This is a genomic window from Collinsella sp. AM13-34 (assembly GCF_003473055.1).
Taxonomy (GTDB): domain Bacteria; phylum Actinomycetota; class Coriobacteriia; order Coriobacteriales; family Coriobacteriaceae; genus Collinsella.
Window position 1 is genome coordinate 1 of sequence record NZ_QRLE01000016.1, and the last position, 23751, is coordinate 23751.

The 23751-nt window shown below is 60.7% G+C and carries 19 protein-coding genes and 3 tRNA genes; 10 read left to right on the forward strand and 12 right to left on the reverse strand.

Features of this window, described 5'->3' with window-relative positions:
• Nucleotides 1-54: 54 nt before the first annotated feature.
• Entirely contained in the window at nt 55-540 is a 486-nt protein-coding gene (locus DW151_RS07465; protein ID WP_006235480.1) for a CarD family transcriptional regulator, read from the reverse strand.
• A gap of 342 nt (nt 541-882) precedes the next feature.
• Here DW151_RS07465 and argS point away from each other — a divergent pair, with 342 nt between their 5' ends.
• From argS to DW151_RS07485, 4 genes are all read left to right on the forward strand, one after another.
• Entirely contained in the window at nt 883-2736 is a 1854-nt protein-coding gene (gene argS, locus DW151_RS07470) for an arginine--tRNA ligase (RefSeq protein ID WP_117786947.1), read from the forward strand.
• Between the two features lie 529 nt (nt 2737-3265).
• The gene (rho, locus tag DW151_RS07475) at nt 3266-5812 is read left to right on the forward strand and encodes a transcription termination factor Rho (protein ID WP_233514432.1); all 2547 of its coding nucleotides are present in this window, start codon (nt 3266-3268) and stop codon (nt 5810-5812) included.
• A gap of 313 nt (nt 5813-6125) precedes the next feature.
• Complete coding sequence (locus DW151_RS07480; RefSeq protein ID WP_118335185.1) at nt 6126-7526, forward strand: hypothetical protein; 1401 nt, start codon at nt 6126-6128, stop codon at nt 7524-7526.
• 7 nt (nt 7527-7533) lie between these two features.
• Complete coding sequence (locus tag DW151_RS07485; RefSeq protein ID WP_118335187.1) at nt 7534-7983, forward strand: VanZ family protein; 450 nt, start codon at nt 7534-7536, stop codon at nt 7981-7983.
• A 114-nt stretch (nt 7984-8097) separates the two neighbouring features.
• Here DW151_RS07485 and DW151_RS07490 read toward each other — a convergent pair whose 3' ends face one another.
• Together DW151_RS07490 and DW151_RS07495 are read right to left on the reverse strand one after the other, a co-directional pair.
• Nucleotides 8098-8535, reverse strand: a complete 438-nt coding sequence (locus tag DW151_RS07490) for an ROK family protein (protein WP_233543367.1) — start codon at nt 8533-8535, stop codon at nt 8098-8100.
• 17 nt (nt 8536-8552) lie between these two features.
• Nucleotides 8553-9734 (reverse strand): pyridoxal phosphate-dependent aminotransferase, encoded by a 1182-nt coding sequence (locus tag DW151_RS07495; protein ID WP_118335189.1) that lies wholly within the window; start codon nt 9732-9734, stop codon nt 8553-8555.
• A 166-nt stretch (nt 9735-9900) separates the two neighbouring features.
• On the opposite strand from DW151_RS07495, the gene DW151_RS07500 reads away from it, so the two are divergent.
• The 3 genes from DW151_RS07500 (at nt 9901) to DW151_RS07510 (ending at nt 10194) form a co-directional block, all read left to right on the forward strand.
• Nucleotides 9901-9977, forward strand: a tRNA-His gene (locus DW151_RS07500).
• A gap of 22 nt (nt 9978-9999) precedes the next feature.
• Nucleotides 10000-10075, forward strand: a tRNA-Lys gene (locus tag DW151_RS07505).
• 43 nt (nt 10076-10118) lie between these two features.
• A tRNA-Lys gene (locus DW151_RS07510) sits at nt 10119-10194 on the forward strand.
• A gap of 274 nt (nt 10195-10468) precedes the next feature.
• Here DW151_RS07510 and DW151_RS07515 read toward each other — a convergent pair.
• The 4 genes from DW151_RS07515 to DW151_RS07530 all read right to left on the reverse strand — a co-directional run bounded on the left by DW151_RS07515 (nt 10469) and on the right by DW151_RS07530 (nt 14545).
• On the reverse strand, nt 10469-10843 hold the full coding sequence (locus DW151_RS07515) for a BRO family protein (RefSeq protein ID WP_118335191.1): 375 nt from the start codon (nt 10841-10843) through the stop codon (nt 10469-10471).
• A gap of 161 nt (nt 10844-11004) precedes the next feature.
• Nucleotides 11005-12531, reverse strand: a complete 1527-nt coding sequence (locus tag DW151_RS07520; RefSeq protein WP_118335193.1) for an FAD-dependent oxidoreductase — start codon at nt 12529-12531, stop codon at nt 11005-11007.
• Between the two features lie 256 nt (nt 12532-12787).
• Nucleotides 12788-13792, reverse strand: coding sequence for a GGGtGRT protein (locus DW151_RS07525; protein WP_055252290.1), 1005 nt, complete (start codon nt 13790-13792; stop codon nt 12788-12790).
• An 18-nt stretch (nt 13793-13810) separates the two neighbouring features.
• Complete coding sequence (locus tag DW151_RS07530) at nt 13811-14545, reverse strand: iron-sulfur cluster assembly scaffold protein (protein ID WP_006235554.1); 735 nt, start codon at nt 14543-14545, stop codon at nt 13811-13813.
• 403 nt (nt 14546-14948) lie between these two features.
• Here DW151_RS07530 and DW151_RS07535 point away from each other — a divergent pair, with 403 nt between their 5' ends.
• The gene (locus tag DW151_RS07535) at nt 14949-15749 is read left to right on the forward strand and encodes a transposase (RefSeq protein ID WP_118226728.1); all 801 of its coding nucleotides are present in this window, start codon (nt 14949-14951) and stop codon (nt 15747-15749) included.
• A 65-nt stretch (nt 15750-15814) separates the two neighbouring features.
• On the opposite strand, the gene sufU is transcribed toward DW151_RS07535, so the two are convergent.
• The 5 genes from sufU to sufC are packed head-to-tail and all read right to left on the reverse strand — an operon-like array spanning nt 15815 to nt 21060.
• Entirely contained in the window at nt 15815-16249 is a 435-nt protein-coding gene (gene sufU, locus DW151_RS07540; protein ID WP_117563904.1) for a Fe-S cluster assembly sulfur transfer protein SufU, read from the reverse strand.
• Nucleotides 16242-17567, reverse strand: coding sequence for an aminotransferase class V-fold PLP-dependent enzyme (locus DW151_RS07545; RefSeq protein ID WP_199579919.1), 1326 nt, complete (start codon nt 17565-17567; stop codon nt 16242-16244). Before DW151_RS07545 ends, sufU begins: the two co-directional genes overlap by 8 nt.
• Nucleotides 17564-18835 carry a SufD family Fe-S cluster assembly protein gene (locus DW151_RS07550; RefSeq protein ID WP_118335195.1) on the reverse strand — a complete coding sequence of 424 codons (1272 nt, stop codon included), beginning with the start codon at nt 18833-18835 and terminating at the stop codon, nt 17564-17566. The genes DW151_RS07545 and DW151_RS07550 overlap by 4 nt, the downstream gene beginning before the upstream one ends.
• Nucleotides 18835-20247 carry a Fe-S cluster assembly protein SufB gene (gene sufB, locus DW151_RS07555; RefSeq protein ID WP_118335197.1) on the reverse strand — a complete coding sequence of 471 codons (1413 nt, stop codon included), beginning with the start codon at nt 20245-20247 and terminating at the stop codon, nt 18835-18837. Before sufB ends, DW151_RS07550 begins: the two co-directional genes overlap by 1 nt.
• Nucleotides 20248-20259: 12 nt before the next feature.
• Nucleotides 20260-21060: a Fe-S cluster assembly ATPase SufC gene (gene sufC, locus DW151_RS07560; RefSeq protein ID WP_118335199.1), complete on the reverse strand. Its 801-nt coding sequence runs from the start codon at nt 21058-21060 to the stop codon at nt 20260-20262.
• A gap of 225 nt (nt 21061-21285) precedes the next feature.
• Here sufC and DW151_RS07565 point away from each other — a divergent pair, with 225 nt between their 5' ends.
• Complete coding sequence (locus DW151_RS07565) at nt 21286-21717, forward strand: Rrf2 family transcriptional regulator (protein WP_089572008.1); 432 nt, start codon at nt 21286-21288, stop codon at nt 21715-21717.
• 139 nt (nt 21718-21856) lie between these two features.
• Nucleotides 21857-23671: a hypothetical protein gene (locus tag DW151_RS10595; RefSeq protein WP_158571674.1), complete on the forward strand. Its 1815-nt coding sequence runs from the start codon at nt 21857-21859 to the stop codon at nt 23669-23671.
• The last annotated feature ends 80 nt before the right edge of the window (nt 23672-23751 follow it).

The following is a 23751-nucleotide window of genomic DNA, read 5'->3' on the forward strand; positions in this document are numbered from 1 at the left end:
AGTTTCGGGGCGCAGTTCACTGTCCCCTTTGTGGTGGTTTTTGGCGCGGATGGGTTAGTTGAGGGCGGCTTGGGCTAGGCGGGCTTCGGCGGCCTCCTCGGTGACGCCCAATGCCACGGCGAACTCCTCAATGGAGCGGCGCTTGGCCTCCTTGAGTACGCGCATGTAGTAAGAGCTGGGCTTTTTATCAGCTTCCTCGGCCTGGCGAATGCGGTGCATCATGGTCTTTGCCACGCGGACCGTCTCGGGCGCGCCCAGCTTGAGCTGCTGCTTAAAGTGCGTCTCCTCAAGCGAGCTGTTACGCTCGGTAAAGGTGTCGCACTCCAGCTCGTCATAGTGGCTCAGCAGGTGCTCGGCATCTTGCTGGGAGATGGCGGCATGCAAACGATCGGCCTGCGCCACGGGGTACATGAGGATCGTCTGCGCATGTCCCTGCTTGGTCTCGAGCAACAGCATGGGCTGCGGCGTGTCGTCCCTAAAACCGACGACGGTGCAGACTCCCTGACCCGGATGAATGACGTGTTGACCGATTGAGAACATGCTACCTCCAACTTATACGAATTTACGTATGTCTAGAATAACACGCTGACGTGCGCAAACCCTTACTTTATGCAGGAAAAGCACACAATTCTGATAGGTAAGAGTATTCGATAACAGACGCAGCTCATTCACACCTTTATGCATTTTCAACGCCTGCATAATCTGCAGGCAGACCGGCATCTTTGAGTGACTCCATGCAAGCTGTAGTCATTTTTGTGCATATGCAATATCTATTAGCTTTACCCTGCGACAGTGCCCGTCGCTTGTGATAGAGTGCTACAAACTCTGGCTTTTGCCCTACGAGTGACCAAGAGCTCGGGGGCTTTAACACAAGGAGGATCTATGCCCGAGAAGATTGAAGAGCTGGTACGCGCTGCGCTTGCTGCGGCCCAGGAGGCCGGCGACCTTTCCGCATTTGAACTTGACGATTGCGCTATCGAGCGACCGGCTGACACTTCTCATGGCGAGTGGACCTCTACCATGGCCCTGAAGTCCGCCAAGCTGGCCCACTGCGCCCCGCGCAAGATCGCCGAGGCCATCGTTGCCCATATGCCCGAGGACCCCGCGATCGAGAAGGTCGAGATTGCAGGCCCCGGCTTCATCAACTTCTACCTCTCCGTTGCCGTCAAGAATGCCATCTTTGGCGAGGCTCGCGAGAAGGGCATGGACTTCGCTAAGTCCAACGTCGGTGGTGGCCTGAAGACCCAGGTCGAGTTCGTTTCCGCCAACCCCGTCGGCCCCATGCACATCGGCCACGGCCGCTGGGCCGCTCTGGGCGACTCCCTTTGCCGCGTCATGGACCACGCCGGTTACGACATCCAGCGTGAGTTCTACATCAATGACCACGGCTCTCAGATGAACACCTTCGGCAACTCCATCAGCACGCGCTATATGCAGCTTGCCGACATCATCGCCAAGCAGGGCGTTGGTATCGACGAGGCTCACAAGCTGCTGATCGCCGACCGCGACGCCTTTGTTGCCGACGAGAACGACGAGCACCCCGAGACCCATCCGTATCAGGACAACTTTGCCGAGACCTTGGGCAAGGACTCTTACGGCGGCGACTACATCATCGACGAGGCCGCCGAGTTCTGGCGCACCGACGGCGACAAGTGGGTCGACGCCGATCCGCAGGAGCGCATGGAGAGCTTCCGCGAGCGCGGCTATGTAAAGATGGTCGATAACATGCGCGACCTCTGCCACGCCGTCAACTGCGACTTCGACCGTTGGTACTCCGAGCGCTCGCTGTACGTGAAGGACACCGAGGGCGAGACCGCCGGCACCTCCGCCGTCGACCGCGCTTTTGAGAAGCTCGACAAGATGGGCTACCTCTACACCAAGGACGGCGCCCTGTGGTTCCGCTCCACCGATCTGGGCGACGACAAGGACCGCGTCCTGATCAAGTCCGACGGCGAGTACACCTACTTCGCCTCCGACGTCGCCTATCACTGGGATAAGTTCCAGCGCGTCGATCACGTCATCGACATCTGGGGCGCCGACCACCACGGTTACATCGAGCGCGTCCGCTGCGTCTGCGACGCTCTGGGTTACCCCGGCAAGTTCGAGGTTCTACTGGGCCAGCTCGTCAACCTGCTGCGTAACGGCAAGCCCGTCCGTATGTCCAAGCGCAAGGGCACCATGGTGACCCTGCAGGAGCTCGTCGACGAGGTCGGCTCCGATGCCGCTCGCTACACGCTCATCTCCAAGAGCTCCAACCAGATGGTCGACTTCGACATTGAGGCCGTTAAGAAGCGCGACAACTCCAACCCGGTCTATTACGTGCAGTACGCTCACGCTCGCGTCTGCTCCATCCTGCGCCGTGCCGCTGACGTAACGCCTGAGCAGGCCGACGAGATGGGCATGAAGGCCGTTGCCGCCAAGGCCATCGGTGAGAACGTCGATTACTCGCTGCTGACCGACCCGACCGAGCTCGCCCTTTCGCGCAAGCTCAATGAGCTTACCGACCTGATCGCCAGCTGCGCTCGCGATCGCGCCCCGTTCCGTCTGACGCACTTTGCCGAGGAGCTCGCCGGTGACTTCCACAGCTTCTACGCTGCCTGCCAGGTGCTGCCGAGCGAGGGCCGTCCCGTCGACCCCGAACTTTCGCGTGCCCGTCTGGCCGCTTGCGATGCCGTCCGCGTGACGCTCGCCCTGGTGCTCACCCTCGTTGGCGTTTCCGCGCCCGAGCAGATGTAACCTGCGGGTCATTTGACCGTGTAGGTTTGGTTTAACTGAGCCCTATAAGCCCGATCTCCCATGGAGGTCGGGCTTTTTTCGCAAATGCCGACGTATTGACGAATTTGGAACTGCTGGAAATACGAAACTATGCCGGTTTACTACGATGAATTGGGAATTTCCAACCACGCCGGCTTTTCGCAAAAAAGCGCAAGGCATCTACCTGCGGTTTTAGTTCAACATGTTTCGGAGTGGTCGCGGTTGATCGATTCGTCGTAGTAAACCGCCATAGTTTTGGCGGAGGCAGTCTGATTTGTGGGTGGTAGACCAAAGAGTGTCCCTTTTGACTAGTCGTTTAAGAACGCCCCCAATGACTAAGTTGCAGGTGGCGGCGGTTGTGTTACACTAACGCTGCGTAGTTGACGCAATCATCTCGATACAGATCAATGATGTCCGTCGTTTTGAACGGAACTAGACTGTTTAGCCGCCCTGAAGGTTTATGCAGGGAGCATGTGATCACAGGGCTTGAAAAGAAAGTTGAGCAAACACTGTGTCTGATCAACAGCAAGAAAACGAAATAACGACGACGCAAGCCGCTCCCGCTGCACCGGTTGCGTCGGACCAGGTCGCGGCGCCCGCGCAAGCCTCGGCTCCCGAGACGCCTAAGGCTGCTTCGACGCCTGCGCCTGCAACTGGTGAGGAGGCTGCTCCGGCAAAGCCCAAGCTCGCGCGCCGCACGGCCAAGCCTGCCGCTGACGGCGAGGAGGTCACCAAGCCCAAGCGCCGTACCACGCGCACGACGCGCGCCAAGCGCACCGTTGCAGCTGACTCCTCGGCGCCAATTTCCGATGAGGTCGCGCAGGCACGTGCGTTGGCGCAGATTAGCGAGGCTCAGGTGGTGCGCGCCCGCCGTCGTGCTGCCGAGCGCGAGGCCGCGGCTCTGACCGAGCTTGCAGCTCCGTCTGTGCCCGAGACGCCTGCCGCCATCGAGACCCCTGCCGCCGACCTGCCGACCGAGAAGCCGGCACCGCGCACACGCCGCCGCACGGCTGCTAAGGCCGAGCAAGTTGCGGAACAGGTAGCCCCCGAGCTCACTGAGGCTTCGGTCCGTTCCGCGGCAGGGGAGGGCACATTGCCTGTTGAGCCCGCTGCGCCTGTCGAGGCCAACGAAGTTCCCGTTGTCGATCCGGCTTTGCGCCCGCACCGTCGCGGTCGCAAGCCCAAGGCCTTTGTCGAGGCAGAGAAGGCCGCAGCAGCAGCCGCCGCCGCTCGGGATGCTGCGGCGACCGCCGAGTCTGCAACCGCTGCCGATGCACCCGTCCAGGATGCTACGACTTCCGAGGCCGCTCCCGCCGATGCCGAGCCCGCCGACGTCCGTCCCGGTCGCAGCCGTCGTACTGCTGCTAAGCGCACGTCAAAGGCCAAGGCTGCCAAGAAGGGTGCGTCCGAGGATTCTGCCGAGACGACCGCCGATGCGTCGACTGATGTCGCCAAGGCCCAGGACGTCGAACAGCCTGCGTCCGAGAAGCCCAAGCGCGGTCGTAAGAAGTCCGTTAAGGCCAAGGCGTCCGAGCAGCAGGATGTCGAAGCGCAGGTTGATTCTGGCGCCGAGGCCAATGACGCCGCCGCGGCCAATGTTGGCACCGCCGCAACCGATGGTGCCGCCCCCGCTGAGGGCGAAGACGGCACTCGTCCCAACCGTCGCCAGCACAAGCGCAACGACGAGCGCAACGAGCGTAAGGACGACCGCAACAACGACCGTCGCAACCGCCAGCGCGATCGCAAACAGCGCAACAAGGAGCGTAATGCCGCTCCCACCGAGCCCACGCTTTCGCGCGAGGAACTCGCGGCCATGAAGGTCGCTGAGCTGCGCGAGAAGGCTAAGGAGTTCGAGATCGAGACGACCGGCAAGAAGAAGGCCGAGCTCGTCGAGGAAATCTACGTCACCGCTGCGAAGGCCGAGGGCTTCCGCGACATCAAGGGCATTCTGCAGATTCGCCCGGACAGCTCCGGCATCATCCACGCCCATGGCTACATGAAGTCCAACGACGACGCCTTCGTGCCCGCCTACCTCATCCGCTCCGCGCGCCTGCGCACGGGCGACGTCATCGAGGGCTCGCTGCGTCCTTCGCGCGGCGGCGACAAGCGCGCCGGCCTCGCCAAAATCACGACCGTCAACGGTCTGGACCCCGAGCAGATTCGCAACCGTCCCAAGTTCGGCGACCTCACCCCGGTCTATCCCAACGAGCCGCTGCGCATGGAGCACGGCAAGGACTCTATTACCGGCCGCGCCATCGACATCGTGTCACCGATCGGCAAGGGCCAGCGCGGCCTGATCGTGTCCCCGCCCAAGGCCGGCAAGACCACGATCCTCAAGAAGATCTGCCAGTCTATCTCGATTAACAACCCCGAGGTGCACCTCATCTGCCTGCTCGTCGACGAGCGCCCCGAAGAGGTCACCGATATGCAGCGTTCCATCAAGGGCGAGGTTGTGGCGTCGACCTTCGATATGCCTGCCGACAACCACACCCGCGTGGCAGAGCTCGTCATCGAGCGCGCCAAGCGCATCGTAGAGCTGGGTGGCGACGTCGTGGTGGTGCTCGACTCCATCACGCGCCTCGCCCGCGCCTACAACTTGGCGGCGCCCGCCTCGGGCCGCATCCTTTCGGGCGGCGTCGATTCGGCGGCCCTATATCCGCCCAAGCGCTTCCTGGGTGCAGCCCGCAATATCGAGAACGGTGGCTCGCTTACCATCCTGGCCTCTGCCCTCATCGACACCGGTTCCAAGATGGACGAAGTCATCTTTGAGGAGTTCAAGGGCACCGGCAACATGGAGCTTAAGCTCGACCGCGACCTGGCCGACCGCCGCATCTTCCCGGCTATCGACCCCGTTGCCTCCGGTACGCGTAACGAGGACCTGTTGGTCGACGAGCAGATGCGTCCGTTTGTCTTTGGTCTGCGTCGCATTCTTGCCGGCATGAACAACACCGAGCGCGCAGCCGCATCGTTTATCAAGGGTCTTAAGGGCACCAACACCAACCAGGAGTTCCTGGTGCGTTCGGCCAAAAAACACAGCGACTACGAGCAGACGTTCTAGGTTGTCATCCACGCGCAGCGATAGTCATCAATACGATAAAGGGTCGGGGCTTTGAGCCTCGGCCCTTTTCTATAGCGCCGCTCCGCGCTTATTTTTGACCGTAAGACCGACGAGCAGCAGGTTTCCCGTTTCAATCCGACATCGTCACTTGCAATCGACAGGACGGTTTCGCATAATAACATTTAAGCTTCGCGACGGAAAACGCAGATGAAACGAACCATATACCGTTGCTTTGGGGCATAGCCCCGCTTCATCTTCTCTCGCGCAGCCAACTGAATGATGCGATTTGGGTGCTGGAAGATGGGGAGAGCTCATGGCTTCTTCTGATGCAACACAACGAGCAGTCCTTGCCGGACTTTCGTGCGGGATCGGCCTTGCCGCTCCCGTGGTTATGTATGCCGCGACGCTGCCGTTTTCGTCGGTGAACGAGACGGTCGTGGCGGGTGCAGTTCCCTTCGCCGTGGGCGCGGTGGCGGGCGTGGGTATCTATGCCGCCTCGCTGGGTATCTCCGAGTATCGTGCGCAGCGTGAAGAGCGTCTGTTCCAGCCCGATGCCATGGGCGGTGCCGCCAATCTCAATCAGCATCAAAGCGAGTTCAAGACCGCCTCGATTCCAGCTCAGCAGCAGGATGCGATTCCGTACGCTGCGGCTTCTGCTTCTCAGGCTCAGTCGGAGCAGTCTACCTCGGCATTCCTTTCCGGCCTGACTGGTGCGTTCCAGCGCCGTCATGCCGATGATGGTGTCCCTACCATCGCTCGAGCCGCAGATGCTATGGACGAGGCCGAGGCTTGGTCCATGATCGACAGCATGCTCGACGACGATTCGCCGGTGAGCTGCGACCCTGCACGCTCGCGCGACGTCTATCAAGTCGCCATCGACGAGCTCACCAACGGCGGGCAGACCGGCTCCTTCAATCGCGATGATATCGCCGCCGCGGCACGCGCCGTGTCGGGCTCCCAGGCCGCCCCTGCGGGCAGCACGGCGGCTTTCGTGGCACTCGTTGCCAATGCGGCGGTCAATAACGCCTACAGCGCTACCTCGGCGGACGCGAACGCTTCTGCCGATAATTCGTACGTTGATGAAGCCATGACCGCGGACGAGGAGGCCGTTGCCGCCCGCCGCGCCGCCGAAAGCTCGCTTTGGGGCGCTCCTGCCCAGCAGCAGGCGGCTGAGGCTGCGCCGTACAACGCAAACCTCGCCAGCATGCCTATCATCTCCGGTGTCGCGGACATCGATCTCGATGACCTCGATGAGCCTGCAGCCATCACCGCATCGATTGATGCCCAAGATCGCATCGACACCGGCGACCTTCCGGACGCTTCGCTCGAGGTTGATGTCCCTATGGCCGATTACTCAGGCCACGAGGACATGTGGGCCGCCGCCACCGCGATTCTGGATGAGATTGACGAGCCTGCTCCTGTTGCAGCCCCCGCTCCCGTCACTGCCCCTCAGCCTGCTGCCCCCGCCTATGTCGGCCGTCACAGCGCTGTGTTCCCCGAGGATACTGCCCGCATCTCGCGTGAGAGCATCGAGCGAGCCGAGGCTATTGCCGCCGGCATTATGGAAAATCGTCGTCACGAGCGCGTCAATCAGATCCTCGAGGAAGAGATCGAGCGCCTGCAGTCCTCTACCGCCAAGCGTACGGGCCGTGCCTATCTGAGCGTTATCGAGGGCGGTACCGCCAGCTTCGCGCCGCTCCGCGCGGAGGCATAACTTCTGCATGGTTAAGATCAATCGAAAATGGGCGGTCGTGACCTGCCTGATGGCGCTCTTGATCTGGGGCAATTCGCTGGTTCCCGGCTCGGGGTCGGGGTCGCTGAGCCTAACGGTCATGGAAGCTATCCGCGGTTTCCTGCACGGCGTGGGACTTCCATATGCATGGGTGACCAACTTTGTTGTTCGCAAATGCGCGCATTTTACCGAGTATATGGTGCTCGGCATCTTGGCAACGCACGCCTTTGATTTTGAGGGCCGGCGCACCTTTGACGTGCTGCTGCCCACGGCGGTGTTCCTGCTGCTGATTCCCTCGATCGACGAGACGATTCAGCTCTTTGTGCCGGGACGCGCCGGCATGATCACCGATGTGGTGATCGACTGCTGTGGTGCGGCAACGGGCGTTGTGCTCCGATATCTCTTACGGTCGCTGATGTGCGCCAAAAAGGCCGCCTAGGACGTATTGTTTGGTCCTAGGAGGCCTTTTTTATTTGAGGGCTTATATGAGGCGTGGTGGCGTCGTTCCGTAGGTCGGATTTGCCGGGCTCGCCACGCCCTGTGGGTGTGTCTGCTACTGAAGCGCCTGTGCGCCCAGGGCCAGGCAGCCCATAATGCCCTGCTTGCCCTCGAGGCTGTTGTTGACGATGTAGCTATCGATGCCGGCCATCTCGGGCGTAACGATGTAGCCGTTGAGCATCTCGGCGCACTTCTTGCGCGCGAGCGGCACGATGGAGGTGTGGTCGGCCACGCCGCCACCGATGACGATCTTTTGCGGTGCGTAGCACAGGATGTAGGTCATGAGCGCCTGCGCCAGATAGCCGGCGAGCAGGTCCATGGCCTCCGGGTCATCGGCCATCTCTCCGGCGCTCTTGCCACCCCAGCGCTTTTTGACGCCGGGACCGGCGATGAGGCCCTCGAGGCAGTTGTCGTGGAAGGGGCAGCCGCTGTGCTCGCCGATGGTGTCGCGCGGGTCGCGCGTGACCAGGATGTGACCGGCCTCGGGATGCATTTAGTGCCGGGCCGTACTTACCCGCGCGGGTTGATTTTATCACGTAGCGACTTGAGGTTCTCAAGCGCCGCGTTAAGCGTCTCGTCTCGCTTGGCAAAGTGGAAACGAATCAGATGGTTGACGGGCTCGCGGAAGAAGCTCGAGCCGGGCACGGCGCCCACGCCCACCTTTGAGGCCAGGTCCTCGCAGAAGTCGAGGTCGCTGTCATAGCAAAACTCAGAGATGTCCATCATCACGTAGTAGGCGCCCTGCGGCACGTTGTGCGTGAGGCCGATGCTGTCGAGTCCCTGACAGAATAGGTCGCGCTTGGCGGTGTAGAGGTCGAGGACCTCCTGGTAATAACTGTCGTCGAAGTTGAGGGCGGTGACGACGGCCTCTTGCAGGGGAGCGGCGGCGCCTACGGTGAGGAAGTCGTGGACCTTTTTGATGCGCTCGGTGATTTCGGCGGGAGCGATGGTGTAGCCTAGGCGCCAGCCGGTGATGGAGTAGGTCTTGGACAGCGAGCTGCAGCTGATGGTGCGCTCAAACATGCCGGGCAGCGTGGCCATGTACACGTGCTCGTGGGGCGCGTAGACGATGTGCTCGTACACCTCGTCGGTGATGCAGTAGGCGTCGTACTTCTTGCACAGGTCGGCAATAAAAGTGAGCTCCTCGCGCGTAAAGACCTTGCCACAGGGGTTGGACGGGTTGCATAGGACGATCGCCTTGGGATCGTTGTCGCGGAAGGCCGCCTCCAGGACCTCACGGTCAAAGTCAAAGGTGGGCGGGTTGAGCGGCACATAGATGGGCTCGGCCCCCGAGAGAATGGTGTCAGCGCCGTAGTTCTCGTAGAACGGCGAGAAAATGACGACTTTGTCGCCGGGGTTTGTGACCGTCATCATGGCGGCCATCATGGCCTCGGTGGAGCCGCAGGTGACTACAATATTCTCGTTGGGGTTGATCGGCATGCCCATAAAGTGCTCCTGCTTGGCGGCAAGCGCCTCGCGCATGGCCTGAGAGCCCCAGGTGATGGAGTACTGGTGGTAGAGCGGCTTGGGCTCGGTGGCGATGGTGCTGAGGCTATCGAGCAGCTGCGCCGGGGGATCAAAGTCGGGGAAGCCCTGTGACAGGTTGACGGCGCCATACTTGTTGGAGATGCGCGTCATGCGACGGATGACGGAATCGGTAAACGTTGCCGTGCGGTTGGAGAGTTCTTTCATGCCGGTCCTTTCGAGCATTTGCAGTGGGGCAAGTTTACTCCTATGAAACCGGTGGGAAATGCTCGAAATGGTCTCGAAAAACTCTTTTCAAAATTCTTGAAAATTGGGGCTTGCATCGCGTGGCGTTCCTTGCAATAATAGTCGAGCGCGAAGCGCACAGGACACGGTGGGTGTAGCTCAGTTGGCTAGAGCGACGGGTTGTGGTCCCGTAGGTCGAGGGTTCGAGTCCCTTTACCCACCCCAGTTCTTGCTTCGTGTTGATATCGGGTCGTTAGCTCAGTTGGTAGAGCAGGGGACTCTTAATCCCAAGGTCCAGGGTTCGACCCCCTGACGGCCCACCACACGATATCTCCTCTAAAGTCCGCTACGACGGACTTTAGCTTTGGGTCGTTAGCTCAGTTGGTAGAGCAGGGGACTCTTAATCCCAAGGTCCAGGGTTCGACCCCCTGACGGCCCACCAAAGATTGTTAAGACGGTCAGCGAAAGTTGGCCGTCTTTTTTGTTGACCTTTCATGAGGTCGAACCCGAAAGGGCGCGGAGCTGAGGAAATGCGCGAGCATTTGCCAGCGCAGCGCGCAAGGCGCGAAGCGCCGCAGCGGCCGCCTGCACAGCAGGCTGACCCCCTGACGGCCCACCAAAGCAAGTTAAGACGGTCAACGAAAGTTGGCCGTCTTTTTTGTTGACCTTTCATGGGGTCGAACCCGAAAGGGCACGGCCGCTTTCACAGATCGAGTCTACCCTGGGGATCGGTGAAACCGGCGCGTCTGCACGGCGAAGTATGCCTGTGCGAGCGCGATTTCTTGCTTGTTTGAATCTCCGTTTTGGGCGATTAAATAGCATGCATAGCGCGTAAGCTTGTAGTCTTTAACCGCGCGAGCGGCGACACCGGCAGTTATCATTTTCGTGGTGTCACGAAAATGGGAATCAACTGGAGTTTTGTTTGTTTCGCACGAGACTTTTGCCCTCTTAACAACTTCGGCGAAGTTCTCCCATCGAGTGTATCCCATGGGTTCCATTAAATCGCGTGCGAGCCAATACTCAACGCCGTCTTCCACATTGGCGTAGCTATCAAGTTCGACACGCCACTTCTCGATATCTCTACTGTCCATATCTCCTCCTCGCTGATCTATTGTCTATGCGCGCTTTGCCCGCTCTGTACTCAGAATAAGGATACGCTGCCGTGCGGACACGAATGGGCCCCGTGCCACTTCGAGGTCACGGGGCCCATAGATATCGATTAGTTGTGCTCTGCTCTAGATAGGTGTCCAGTTTAATTCGATCGATAGTGCGAACCCAGGCTTTCGGTCCGCTTGCGCATGGCTTTGACCATCTCCGTTGCCAGCTGATTCTGCGATTGCAGGCGGGCGAGGGCTGCGATCTCGCTGTCATTGGCATGCGGCTTGCTCAGCGCCGTTGCCTCGTCTTGTAGGCTTTCAAGCTGTTGAAGAGCCTTGGATAGACCTGCTTCGGTCCTGTTGATCATGCAATAGGTACTCATCGTGTGCTTAAGGCTGTGTGTCAGGCGTTCGGCATCTGTTGTGGCAATGCCATACTGAGGGAGGGCGATATCCATCGGAGCGGCCGCCTCGGGAGCGTCCAGCGCTGCTTGGGCTGCCGATGCGCCCGCGATGCGCCCAAACACGATGCCGTTGGCGCTTGACAAGCCGCCGATGCGGTCGGCGCCGTGCATGCCGCCTGTTGCCTCACCGCAGGCGAAGAGGCCCTCAATGCCCGTGTACGCGGTCATGTCGATCTTGATACCGCCGTTAGCGGCGTGGGCATACATCGCAACGCGCATCTCGTCAGTCGGGGCGATGCCGTGCTCGTCTTGCAGCCAGGTGGCAAAGGTCTGCACAAACTCTGGGACATCCTCGCGAGGGAAGTCGTAGTGGAGCGCCAGTCCTTCGACACCTGTCTGATCGATGACGAGATCGATAGCGCGGGAGGCCAAGCGTGACGTGAAGGGACCATATCCAGAGCGCTGCTCGAGCAGGTCGTCCAGCTTGTCGTCGGCAATATCTACCGGCTGGTCTACATGTACGTAGCGCCAGGTTTTCTCGTTGAAGACCAGGTTGCGCTTGGGCTCGATGAAGCCGGGCATCATCTGCATGAACTCTATATTAGTAAGTGTTGCGCCGTGCGCCAGCGCGATGGCCTGCGAGGAGCTGAGCACATCGGCGGAAGTGAGGCTTCGCTCGAACAGGCCACCCGTGCCGCCCGCAGCGATGATAGTGGCCTTGGCTGCCATAGGCACGAGATGCTCGTTTGCGCGGTCGTAGAGCACGGCGCCGGTAATCTTTCCGATTGTGTCCTCAACAAGGTCGATAAGTTCGTGGCGGGGGAGCAGGCGAATGCCGAGAGACTCGATCTGGGCCGTACACGCGTCCTCAAGCGGCTTGCGGGTGAGGCCGCGCCACATACGCGTCTTATGGTCAAAGCAGGGGATAAACTGCTTCTGCTGGGCGCTTTCGGCACTTTGCGGACGCTGGAGCTCAACGCCCAGGTCTTGCTCGAGCCATTCAATTGCCTGGGGAATGCCGTGGACAAACGTCTGGACAAGCTCGGGGTCGGCGACGCCGCCACCAACGGTCTGGATGGTATCGATGAGGTCTTGTTCGTCGTCTTCGTTAACGGGTCCGATAAGCCCCAGGCCCCAGGTTCCGGGGAAGAAGCTCGATCCACTCATAGTCTTGCCGGCGCTTGCCACAGCGACGGTTGCGCCCGTGCGTGCCGCTTCGATGGCGGCGCAAAGGCCCGCAATGCCAGATCCAATTACCAGTACATCAGTCGATTCCATCGGATTCCTTTCTCGTCCGGCGCATTGTCGCATGGGTGATCGGCAATGGGGCCGCAAAGACTCGGCAAATCGGTAAAGGGCAAATATGGCAGGTGGGCGTCATGGACGTTCTGACGCTCCGTCTCATCACATCTCGTATTTCGCCCCAACTGATATATCGGCATTAGCTGCCCTGCGACAGCGTAAACAAAAAGAGCCGCTACCCCGAAAGGTAGCGGCTCCAAAGCTCAACTATGTGAGCATCGCGCGGGCGCGACTAGGCCTTGAGGGCCTCCTCGACGGCGACAGCGCAGGCGACGGTGGCACCGACCATGGGGTTATTGCCCATGCCGATGAGACCCATCATGTCGACGTGCGCAGGCACGGAGGAAGAACCGGCGAACTGGGCGTCGGAGTGCATGCGGCCCATGGTGTCGGTCATGCCGTAAGAGGCAGGGCCGGCGCCCATGTTGTCCGGGTGCAGGGTACGGCCAGTGCCGCCACCAGAAGCGACGGAGAAGTACTTCTTGCCAGCCTCGAGGCGCTCCTTCTTGTAGGTGCCAGCGACGGGGTGCTGGAAGCGCGTGGGGTTGGTGGAGTTACCGGTGATCGAGATGTCGACGTTCTCGTGCCACATGATGGCAACGCCCTCGCGGACGTCGTCGGAGCCGTAGCAGTTAACGGCAGCGCGGGGACCATCGGAGTAGGGGATGGTCTCGACGACCTTGAGCTCGCCCGTGTAGTAGTCGAACTGGGTCTTCACGTAGGTGAAGCCGTTGATGCGGGCGATGATCTGGGCGGCGTCCTTGCCCAGACCGTTGAGGATAACGCGCAGCGGCTTCTTGCGGGCCTTGTTGGCGTTCAGAGCCAGGCCGATAGCGCCCTCAGCGGCAGCGAAGGACTCATGGCCGGCCAGGAAGGCGAAGCACTCGGTGTCGTCGGAGAGCAGCATAGCGCCCAGGTTGCCGTGGCCCAGACCGACCTTGCGGTCCTCAGCGACGGAGCCGGGAACGGTGAAGGCCTGGATGCCCTCGCCGATGATGGCGGCAGCCTCAGAAGCGGTCTTGGCGCCACGCTTGACAGCGAGAGCGCAGCCGAGGGTGTAGGCCCACTCGGCGTTCTGGAAGGCGATGGACTGGGTGTTGTTGACGATCTCACGCGGGTTGAAGCCCTTGTCGGTGCAGATCTGCAGAGCTTCCTCGAGGGAGGCGATGCCGTTGTCGGCGAGGCACTTGTTGATCTTGTCAGCGCGGCGCTCGTAACCTTCGAACGTAACAGTCATAGTTATTTCCCTCCCTTTCTACTCGTGAACCGGGAACACGCTGGCGACGGAGTGAGTCTCCTCGTCGGTGCGCGGGTCGATGTACTTGGCAGCGTTCTCCCACTGACCATAGTGGCCCATAGCGCCAGCGATGGCCTCCTCGGGGGTCTTGCCGGCCTTGACGGCGTCGGTGAACTTGCCGAGGTTCAGGAACTCGAACGCGATGATCTCGTTCTTGTCGTTGAGAGCCATGCGGGTGACGTAGCCCTGAGCGAGCTCGAGGTAACGAGCGCCCTTGGCCTTGGTGCCGAACATGGTGCCGACCTGAGAGCGAAGGCCCTTGCCGAGGTCGTCGAGGGAGGCGCCCACGGGCAGGCCGCCCTCGGAGAACGCGGTCTGGCTGCGGCCGTAAACGATCTGCAGGAAGATCTCGCGCATAGCAACGTTGATGGCGTCGCAGACGAGGTCGGTGTTGAGGGCCTCGAGGATGGTCTTACCGGGAAGGATCTCGGAAGCCATGGCGGCAGAGTGGGTCATGCCCGAGCAGCCGATGGTCTCAACGAGGGCCTCCTCGATGATGCCGTCCTTGACGTTCAGCGTGAGCTTGCAGGCGCCCTGCTGAGGTGCGCACCAACCCACACCGTGCGTAAGACCGGAGATGTCGGAAATCTCCTTAGCCTGGACCCACTTGCCCTCCTCGGGGATGGGTGCGGGGCCGTGGTATGCACCCTTGGCAACGGGGCACATGTTCTCCACTTCCTGTGAGTACTGCATGCCTCTCCTCTCTATCGTGTTGGCGTCCCGTCTGGGGGTCGTGGCTGGCGATTGCCGGGCGACCCTTCGAAAGGGACATGACATGCAGCCCCTATAATACCGCGAAATGCACGGAATATTCGGCGAAGGGCTCAGTTTTCGTAGCGAGAAGTCCGGAAGTTTTAATTGAAACGGTTTAACTCTATATTCTGTGGTCGTGAACTTTTGTAGAGGGGGTTCGTCTTGGGCAAGCTTTTGGTCAGCTCTTGTAAGCGTTGCAGGGGCTGACCTGTTGCAACGGTGCCGTTCGCCGCCTGTTTATTGCCTTTGGCCGCGCGAATGTATTGTTTTGCGTGAATGTGTTGGTGGCACGCTTCAATCGTGTTGTATTGGATGGCAAGCAGATCCAGGCGAAGGGAGCGCCATGCAGCGCGTTTGGAGAACGGTTACCGGCTTTTACCATGTTTGTGCCCGCGGTACGGGCAAGCAGCTCATCTTTGAGGGCGATGAAGACCGGTGGGAGTTTTTGGAGCTGATGCGCGAGTGCTGCCGCGAGGCGGGCGTGACGGTTATCGCCTGGTGCCTTATGGGCAATCACGTGGATCTGGTACTCTCGGATTATGAGGACACGATGAGCGCGGCGATGCAACGACTGCTTTTGACGTACGCTCGTCGGTTCAATAAACGCACGGGGCGCACGGGCCATCTGTTCCAGAACCGTTTTGACCGGCGCTCGCTCGATACCGACCGTTATCTAATGGCCGCCATTCGCTATGTTCATGCTAATCCGCAGGAGGCGGGTATCGCCCTGATCGAGCGCTATCCGTGGAGCAGCTTTGCCGAGTATCTGCGAGCGTATGACAACGATATGACGAGGGGATTTTCGGACCCTTCTTGTGTGCTCGAGCTCTTTGAGTCTGTCAGGGGGTTTCTGGATTATTCTCTGTCAATGCCCGATGGTTCCGATCCGGTGATTCATGATATGGATGAGACAGAGTGGGAGCGGCGTGCGTTTGCCGACAAGATGGCGAAGCGCCTGGGTGTGCCGCTCAACAAACTCAAGACCGTAGCACCCTCGCGGCGAGACGGAATCATTTTCGCCCTGCACGATGGCGGCTACACGGTGCGCGAGATCGAACGGTATACGGGAATCAGCAAGAGTACCGTCTCTCGTATCGTGCGCGCTTATGCGCGGGTGAATGCTCAGGCTGAGGGCTCGGAATAGAAAATGGCCGAACCACTCTTGTCAAGCGATTCAGCCAACAAAATTCTTAAGATTTGGGACAAATACTACTGATTATTTTGTCCCGTGAGCATGCCGTCGAGGGTGCGCCAGGCGAGCTCGGCGCACTTGACGCGGGCGGGCATGTGCGAGATGTCCTGGAGCTGGGCGGCTTCGTCCAGGTCTTCCAGGTCCTCCTCGGAGAGCTTCTCGCCGCGGATCATGGCGAGGAAGAGCTCTGCCAGGTGGCGAGCTTCCTCGACGGTCTCGCCGGTGATGAGGTCGGCCATGATGTCGGCACTGGCCTGGCTGATGGCGCAGCCGTGACCGGTAAAGGAGGCCTCCTCGATCACGTTGTTCTCGACACGCAGCTGCAAGGTGAGCTCGTCTCCGCAGCTAGGGTTGATGCCGTCGTGCTCGTGCGTGGGAGCATCCATCTCGTACTTATAGTCGGGGTGCGAGTTGTGCTCCATAAATGTGGTGGAGGTGTACAGATTACCCATTGAACGTGCTCCAAACGTGATGCAGGCCGGCGATGAACTTGTCGATGTCGGCCTTGTCGTTGTAGAAGGCTACGCTGGCGCGGCAGCAGGCAAGGTTCTCGACGCCCAGCCAGGTGAGCAGCGGCTGCGCGCAGTGGTGACCGGCGCGGATGCAGACGCCGTCCATGTCCATGATGCTCGCGACATCGTGCGGGTGGATGCCCTTGACATTAAAGCTCACGACGCCGTGGTGGTTATCCCAATAGATGGAGCCGATGATCTGGACAAAGTCGAGCTGCATGAGCTCGCCCATCAGGTAGTGGACGAGTGCCTGCTCGCGGGCCTGGATGTTTTCGTAGCCCACCGTGTTGACGAGGTAGTCGAGGGCGGCGCCTGTGGCGAAGATGCCGGCGGCGTCCTGCGTGCCGGCCTCGAACTTCTCGGGGACGGGAGCCCAGACGGCGTCCTGCTCAGTAGCCGAGTCGATCATCTCACCGCCGGTAAGCATGGGCGGCATGGCGTTGAGCAGGTCCATCTTGCCCCACAGCACGCCGATGCCCATGGGGCCCATGGCCTTGTGCGCACTAAAGGCAAAGAAGTCGGCGCCCAGGTCGGCCACATCGACCGGCATGTGCGGCAGCGACTGCGCGCCGTCGACGACCAGGTAGCCGCCGTACTTGTGCACGAGTTTGCCGAGGTTCTTGACCGGGTTCTCGACGCCCAGCACGTTGGAGACCTGTCCCACGGCTAGGATCTTGGTCTTGGGACCCACCTTGGCAAGAACCTCCTCGGTGGTGAGCTGGCCGGTCTTGGTGGGGTAGAGGTAGACGAGCTTGGCGCCGGTCTCGCGGCAGACCTGCTGCCACGGAATCAGGTTGGAGTGGTGCTCCATGATGGTGATGACGACCTCGTCGCCCGGTTCGAGCACTGTGGGCGCAAAGCTCTTAGCGACCAGGTTGAGCGACTCGCTCGTGTTGCGGGTGAAGACGACCTCGTTGGCCTGTGAGGCGCCGATGAGGTCAGCGATCTGCTGGCGGACCTTCGCGATGGCGTCGGTGGCCTCGACGGACAGCGAGTACAGGCCGCGCAGGGGGTTGGCGTTCATGCGCTGGTAGAAGTCGCGTTCGGCGTCGAGCACACGGGCAGGGCGCTGCGCGGTGGCGGCGCTATCGAGGAAAGCGATCTCGGGGTGCTGCTGGAACAGCGGGAACTGGCCCTTGTAGGGGTTGGTCTCGATGTCCACGGTGGGCCAGCCGCGCGAAGCCTCGTCGCTGGCGTCGAGCTCCATGGGCTCGGGGGCAGTACAGGTGTCGCATTTAACGTGCTCGGTGTCGATCATGCGAGCTCCTCTTCAAAGTTGTCGATCAGGTTGTTGCCTAGGCGGACGACGGCGGCGCGGGTGCGCTCGTCGGTGGCGGAAAGCGCGGCGTCCTCCAGCTTGGCGCGGATGAACAGGTCCTCGGCGGCGTTTTGGTCAAGGCCACGGCAGGCGAGGTAGAACAGCTGCTCGTCGCGGACGTGACCGATGGTGGCGCCGTGGTTGCCGGCGACGTCATCCTCGTCACAGAGAATGACGGGAACGGTCTTGTTGTCGACGCCCTTGTTGACCAAAAGCACCGTCTCGCGTTCGGTGCCGGTTGCACCCTTGCAGCCGTGCACGAGGTCGATGGTGCCACGGTAGACCTTCTTGGACGTGCCGGTCAGCACGCCGTTGGCGTCGATCTCGCACTCGGTCTTGCGACCGCGGTGGCGCAGCTCGTAGTTAAAGTCGCGCACCTGCTCGCGGGCGCCCAGGTAATCGGTATCGATGGTCACCTTGGCGGTGTCGCCCAGCAGGTCGCCGGCAAGGCCGGTGGCGCTGGCGCCGGCACCCAGGACGGTGTGCTGCACGTTGACGCGCGCGCCCTCGTCCAGGAACAGGCCGGTGTCGTCGAGTGCGATCCAGCTGTCGTCGAGTGTCTGCGTGCAGGTCACGTTGACGGTGGCGTACTCGTGGGCGCACACGCGTAGCACGGAGCCCACGACACCCTCGCCGGTAACAGGAGAGTCTAGGGCAATATGCAGGTCGAGCGTTGCCTGCGGGCGAGCGACGATGTCGATGGCGGCGATGGCCGCGGCGGCATCGACACCGCTCACACGCACGGTAACCGTGGCGTGCTGGTATGCGGGCACATCGATGACGATGCGCTTGGTAGCGTGCTCGGCCAAGTAGGCGTAGGCAGCCTCGCCCATGCCGGTTTCGAAGGCTTCAGCAGGGGAGAGCTCCTCCTCGAGCTTGATGGCGCCGGCCTGGTAGACGGAGGTGGCGGGCACGTCGAGCTCGGTCTCGGGCGTGATGCGGGCGCGGTCGGCGGCATCACCGGGGGCGGAGGCGCGGCGCTCGGGGAAGCGCTCGGCCATGGCGTTCATGGCGGTGCCAAACGCGTCGGCAGCGCCGGCAAACTGCTCGTCCAAGCCTTCGACCTCAACGGCCTCGGCGGGAGCGGCGGCAAGCTCGTCCGAAAGCTCAAGCTTGGTCTGGTTCATCTTGAGCCAGCCCCAAGTGGCAGCCGGCATCGCGTTGACCTGCTCGAGTGTGGTAGCAGCGGCGTTGGTTTCCTGTTTCATTATCCGATCGCTCCTTCCATCTCGAGCTTGATCAGGTTGTTCATCTCGACGGCGTACTCCAGCGGCAGCTCCTTGGAGACCGGGTTGGCAAAGCCGTTGACGATCATGGTGCGGGCCTCTTCCTCCGAGATGCCGCGGCTCATCAGGTAGAACACCTTGTCGTCGCCGATGCGGCCGATGGTGGCCTCGTGGCCGATGTCGACGTTCTTGGCGCGGATGTCCATGGCGGGGATGGTGTCGGAGCGGCTCTGGTCGTCGAGCATGAGCGACTGGCAGCTCACGGTTGCCTTGGAACCCTCGGCCTTGGGCGTGGCCACGATGGAGCTGCGGAAGGTCTGAATGCCGCCGCTCTTGGAGATGCCCTTGGTCTCGACGGTTGCCGAGGTCTCGGGGGCGTTGAGCACGACCTTACAACCGGTATCGAGGTTCTGCCCGGCGCCGGCAAAGGTGATGCCGGTAAAGCTCGACCGGGCGCGGCGGCCGTTGAGCACACTCATGGGGTAGAGGTAGCCCACGTGGCTGCCGAAGGAGCCACTGATCCACTCTATGTCGCCATCCTCGTCCACGCGCGCACGCTTGGTGTTGAGGTTGTACATGTTTTTGGACCAGTTCTCGATGGTCGAGTAGCGCAGGTGCGCACGCTTGCCCACAAAGAGCTCGACGGCGCCGGCGTGGAGGTTGGCAACGTTGTACTTGGGCGCGGAGCAACCCTCGATGAAGTGCAGGTCGGCGTCGTCCTCGACGATGATGAGCGTGTGCTCAAACTGGCCGGCGCCCTTGGCGTTAAGGCGGAAGTAGCTCTGCAGCGGGAAGTCCAACTTGGTGCCCTTGGGCACGTAGACAAACGAGCCGCCCGACCATACGGCGCCGTGCAGGGCCGCAAACTTGTGGTCGGTGGGCGGGATGAGCGTCATAAACTTCTCGTGGATGAGCGGCTCCCACTGCGGGTCGTGCAGGGCCTCCTCGATGCCGGAATAGACGATACCCATCTTGGACGCGGTGTCCTGCATGTTGTGGTAGACCAGCTCGGAGTCGTACTGCGCGCCGACGCCCGCCAGGTAGCTGCGCTCGGCCTCGGGGATGCCCAGGCGCTCAAAGGTGTTCTTGATGTCGTCGGGCACCGACTCCCAGTCGTGCTTTTGGTCGGTGTTGGGCTTGACGTAGGTGACGATGTTGTCCATGTCCAGGCCCTCGATGGAGGGGCCCCACGTCGGATCGGGGAAGCAGTTGAAGATCTCGAGGGACTTGAGGCGCAGGTCGAGCATCCACTGCGGTTCGTCCTTCTTGGCGCTGATCTCGCGCACGATGTCGGGCGTGATGCCGGCGTCGAGGCGCTCGAATCCCTCCTCGCCATAGGTGAAGTCGTAGAGGCTGCGGTCGATGTCCGCGACCTCGGTGCGGTTCTTGGTCATTACGTCGCCCCTTTACGCCTGCTGCTCGGCAGCGGTGGCCTCGGCCTGGGCGCGCTGCTCGGCGGCCTCGCGCTCGAAGGTCTCAAAGCCGTTCTTGTCGATCCAGGGGATGAGCGAGGCGTCGTCCTCGCGCACGATGTGACCCTTGACCATAACGTGGACGCGGTCGACATCAAGGTGCTCCAGGATGCGCGTGTTGTGCGTGATGATGAGCATGGAGCCGTCGCAGCTCTTGCGGTAGGCGTCCATGCCGTGGCTGACGGTGGAAAGCGCGTCGACGTCCAGGCCGGAGTCGGTCTCGTCTAGGATGGCGAGCTTGGGCTGCAGCAGCAGAAGCTGGAGCATCTCGACCTTCTTTTTCTCGCCGCCCGAGAAGCCCACGCCCAGCTCACGGTTGAGGTAGGAGGTATCCATGTTAAGCTCGGCCGCGAGCTCCTTGACGCGACGTCGGAACTCCTTGCCCTTCATCTCCAGGCCGGGGCGGCCGGCGATGCTGGCGCGCAAAAAGCTCGACAGCGGCACGCCCGGGATCTCGACCGGGGCCTGGAAGCTCAGAAACAGGCCGGCGCGCGAACGCTTGTCGGTGGTGAGCTCGGTGATGTCCTGGCCGTCAAAGACGATACGTCCGTCGTTGACCGTGTAGACGGGGTCGCCCATGACCAGGTGGCCGAGGGTGGACTTGCCGGCGCCGTTGGGGCCCATCAGCACGTGGGTCTCGCCGGCGGCGACGTTGAGGTTGACGTTGTGGAGGATGGTCTTCTCGTCCACGGAGGCGGTCAGACCTTCGATGGAAAGCAGCGGATTTGCGCTCATGCTGTCCCTCTCTGTATATGGTGTACTCATAGGTGTGCTAAACCCTAGGAATCTTCTCGGAATAAAGTTACTATGGGTTCGGCGTTAGTCAAGGGAAAAACCCGACTAATCCACTCGACTTTTCAAATTCTGGGACAAAATAACCTGTTGTGTTTGTCCCACTTACTTAAGATTTGGGACAAACAAACCTGGTTATGTTGTCCCAGATGCGATGGGAGGGTAGGTATGCTCATTTCTTCCAAGGGCCGCTATGCCCTCCGACTGATGATCTATATCGCGGCGCTGGGCGACGCCGAGGGCAAGATTGCCCTGCGCGAGGTCGCCGACCGCGAACATATCTCGCAAAAGTATTTGGAGCAGCTGGTTCGTCCGCTTATGAAGGCGGGCCTGCTTAAGAGCGTGCGCGGCAAGGGCGGCGGCTACATGATGGCCAAGGATCCCTCCGAGGTGCGTGCTGGCGACATCCTGCGCGCCGTCGAGGGCAGCACGGCTCCGGTGGCGTGCGATGGCATCGACAACAGCTGCGCCCGCAGCGATCTCTGCTCGACCGTCAAATTCTGGCGCGGTCTGGACGACGTGATCGAAAAGTACGTCGACGGCGTGACGTTGGCCGACCTTGCTGCCGTCCCCGAGATCAACTTCGACATTAAGCTGTAGGTTGAGCGCAATTCCTTAAGATTTCGCGGAGGGTTGTTGCCGTTTACCGAGGGGTTGTTGTGCAACAACGGGCGAGCTGCAATACTTATTTCTATCTTTGCAAACTGCACTTTAACTACACCAATGCAGGGAGGATCTTATGCAGCCCAAGCATTCTGCTATTGTCGCGGGCCTGACGCTGGCGCTTTCGTTTGGCGCCGTTACCGCACCCGCACCCGCTGCCGCCGAGGAGCCCACACCGGGCGTTGCCTCGGATGCGACCGATATCGATAAGGGTCTCTATACCCAGCAGTCCTTCTCGGGCGTGCTGAGGTCGGTCCAGGGCGTTTCGTTTGTTAACGTGACCCCCGAGATGAAGTACTTTACCAAGTACGAGAGCCATGGCAACTATAACCAGGGCTTTTCGTATGGCGACGGCTATAACGCGCTGGGTTATTACCAGTTCGACCGTCGATGGTCGCTCATTCCGTTTATGAAGCAGGCCTACAACTACAACCCCGAAAAATACAGCATGCTCAAGGATGCGATTGATCGCGGCAGCGAGATTTCCAACACGAGCAATGCCATGTACGAGAACGGCCAGCTCACCGAGTTGGGCCGTATTGCGCAGGAGGCTTTCCAAGGTGCTTATAACACCGACCCTGTTGAGTTCTCGGCTCTGCAGGATGCGTATGCGTACAACTCGTACTATGCGGTGACCGAGGCGTGGCTCAAGAGCGGCCTGGGCATTGATATTTCGGGCCGTGCCGATTGCGTTAAGGGCATGGTGTGGAGCATCACCAACATGTGCGGCACCGGTGGTTGCAGGGACTTCTTCCGTTGGGCAAACCTTTCTAACAGTATGACTGATCGCGAGTTTGTGACGGCGCTTTCCAACAGTGTGGTCAATAACGTGGCGACCAAGTATTCGAGCCAGCCCCAGTATCATGAGGGCTGGAAGAACCGCTACCGCAACGAGCTGAAGGACTGTTTGGTTTATATCTCCGAGGACGAGGCCGCTGCCGCTGCGACGCCCGTGCAGCCCGAACCTACGCCGGCGCCCTCGCCGACGCCTGATTCGAATGACGACTCGAGCGACGATGCCAACGATGACAGGATGGATGCGCCCTCGACCGGTGCTGACGGTGATGGCTCTGCTGGTGGCACTACCAACAACGGCTCTACCTCGAACGGCTCCGTTTCGAACGGCTCTGCTGCGGGCGATTCGTCTTCAAGCTCTGCAGGCAATACGGACAGCGACGCTTCTGGTTCGACCGGCGCTGGCACCTCTAACTCATCCACCGGCTCGAGCGATTCGTCCGTTGGCACCGGCTCTAACAACGGCTCCGGCTCTGACGCAACCCCTGGTTCCGATGCTTCCAAGGATGACTCGAATAAGGCGCCGGACGTTCCCGTTGCTTCGCCGGACAAGAAGCCTTCTTTCTCCGAGCAGCTTGGTTCTACGCTGGGCTCTTCGCTGATGGCTGGCGTCAATAACGGCTCGACCCAGAACAAGGGCAACTCTGATCAGGTTTCCACGGAAAAGATCGAAGCCGCAAAGGGCGACTCCAAGGACAAGGCTTCCGAGAAGACCGAATCCGATAAGGGTTCTAGCTCTGAGGAGAAGAGCGACAAGTCCGAACAGAAGAAGGGCGAGGATAAGAAGTCTGAATCTGAGGAGAAGGACAAGAGCAAGGCCGAGGGCGAAAAGAAACAGTCCGAAGACGACGACAAGAGCGGTGCTGACAACCAGGTCCAAGAGCAAAATGACTCCAAAACGGTGACCACCACGACCACGACGACTACAACGACTAAGTCCTCGGGCGGCAACATGCCCAAGACGGGCGACTTGATTGTGATGGCGAGCCTTGCCAGTGCAAGCTTGGCCACACTGGGCGCTACGTCTATCGTAAGTGGTAAGCATAAGCTCGATCAGCAGAAGAAGGCTTCTGGGGAGGACGGCTTGGAGGAGTAATCTTCCAGATCGTTTTCTATAAGAGTTTGAGACGGGGTCCGGTGCGGCGGCATCGGGCCCCGTTTTTGTTGTGCAACGAT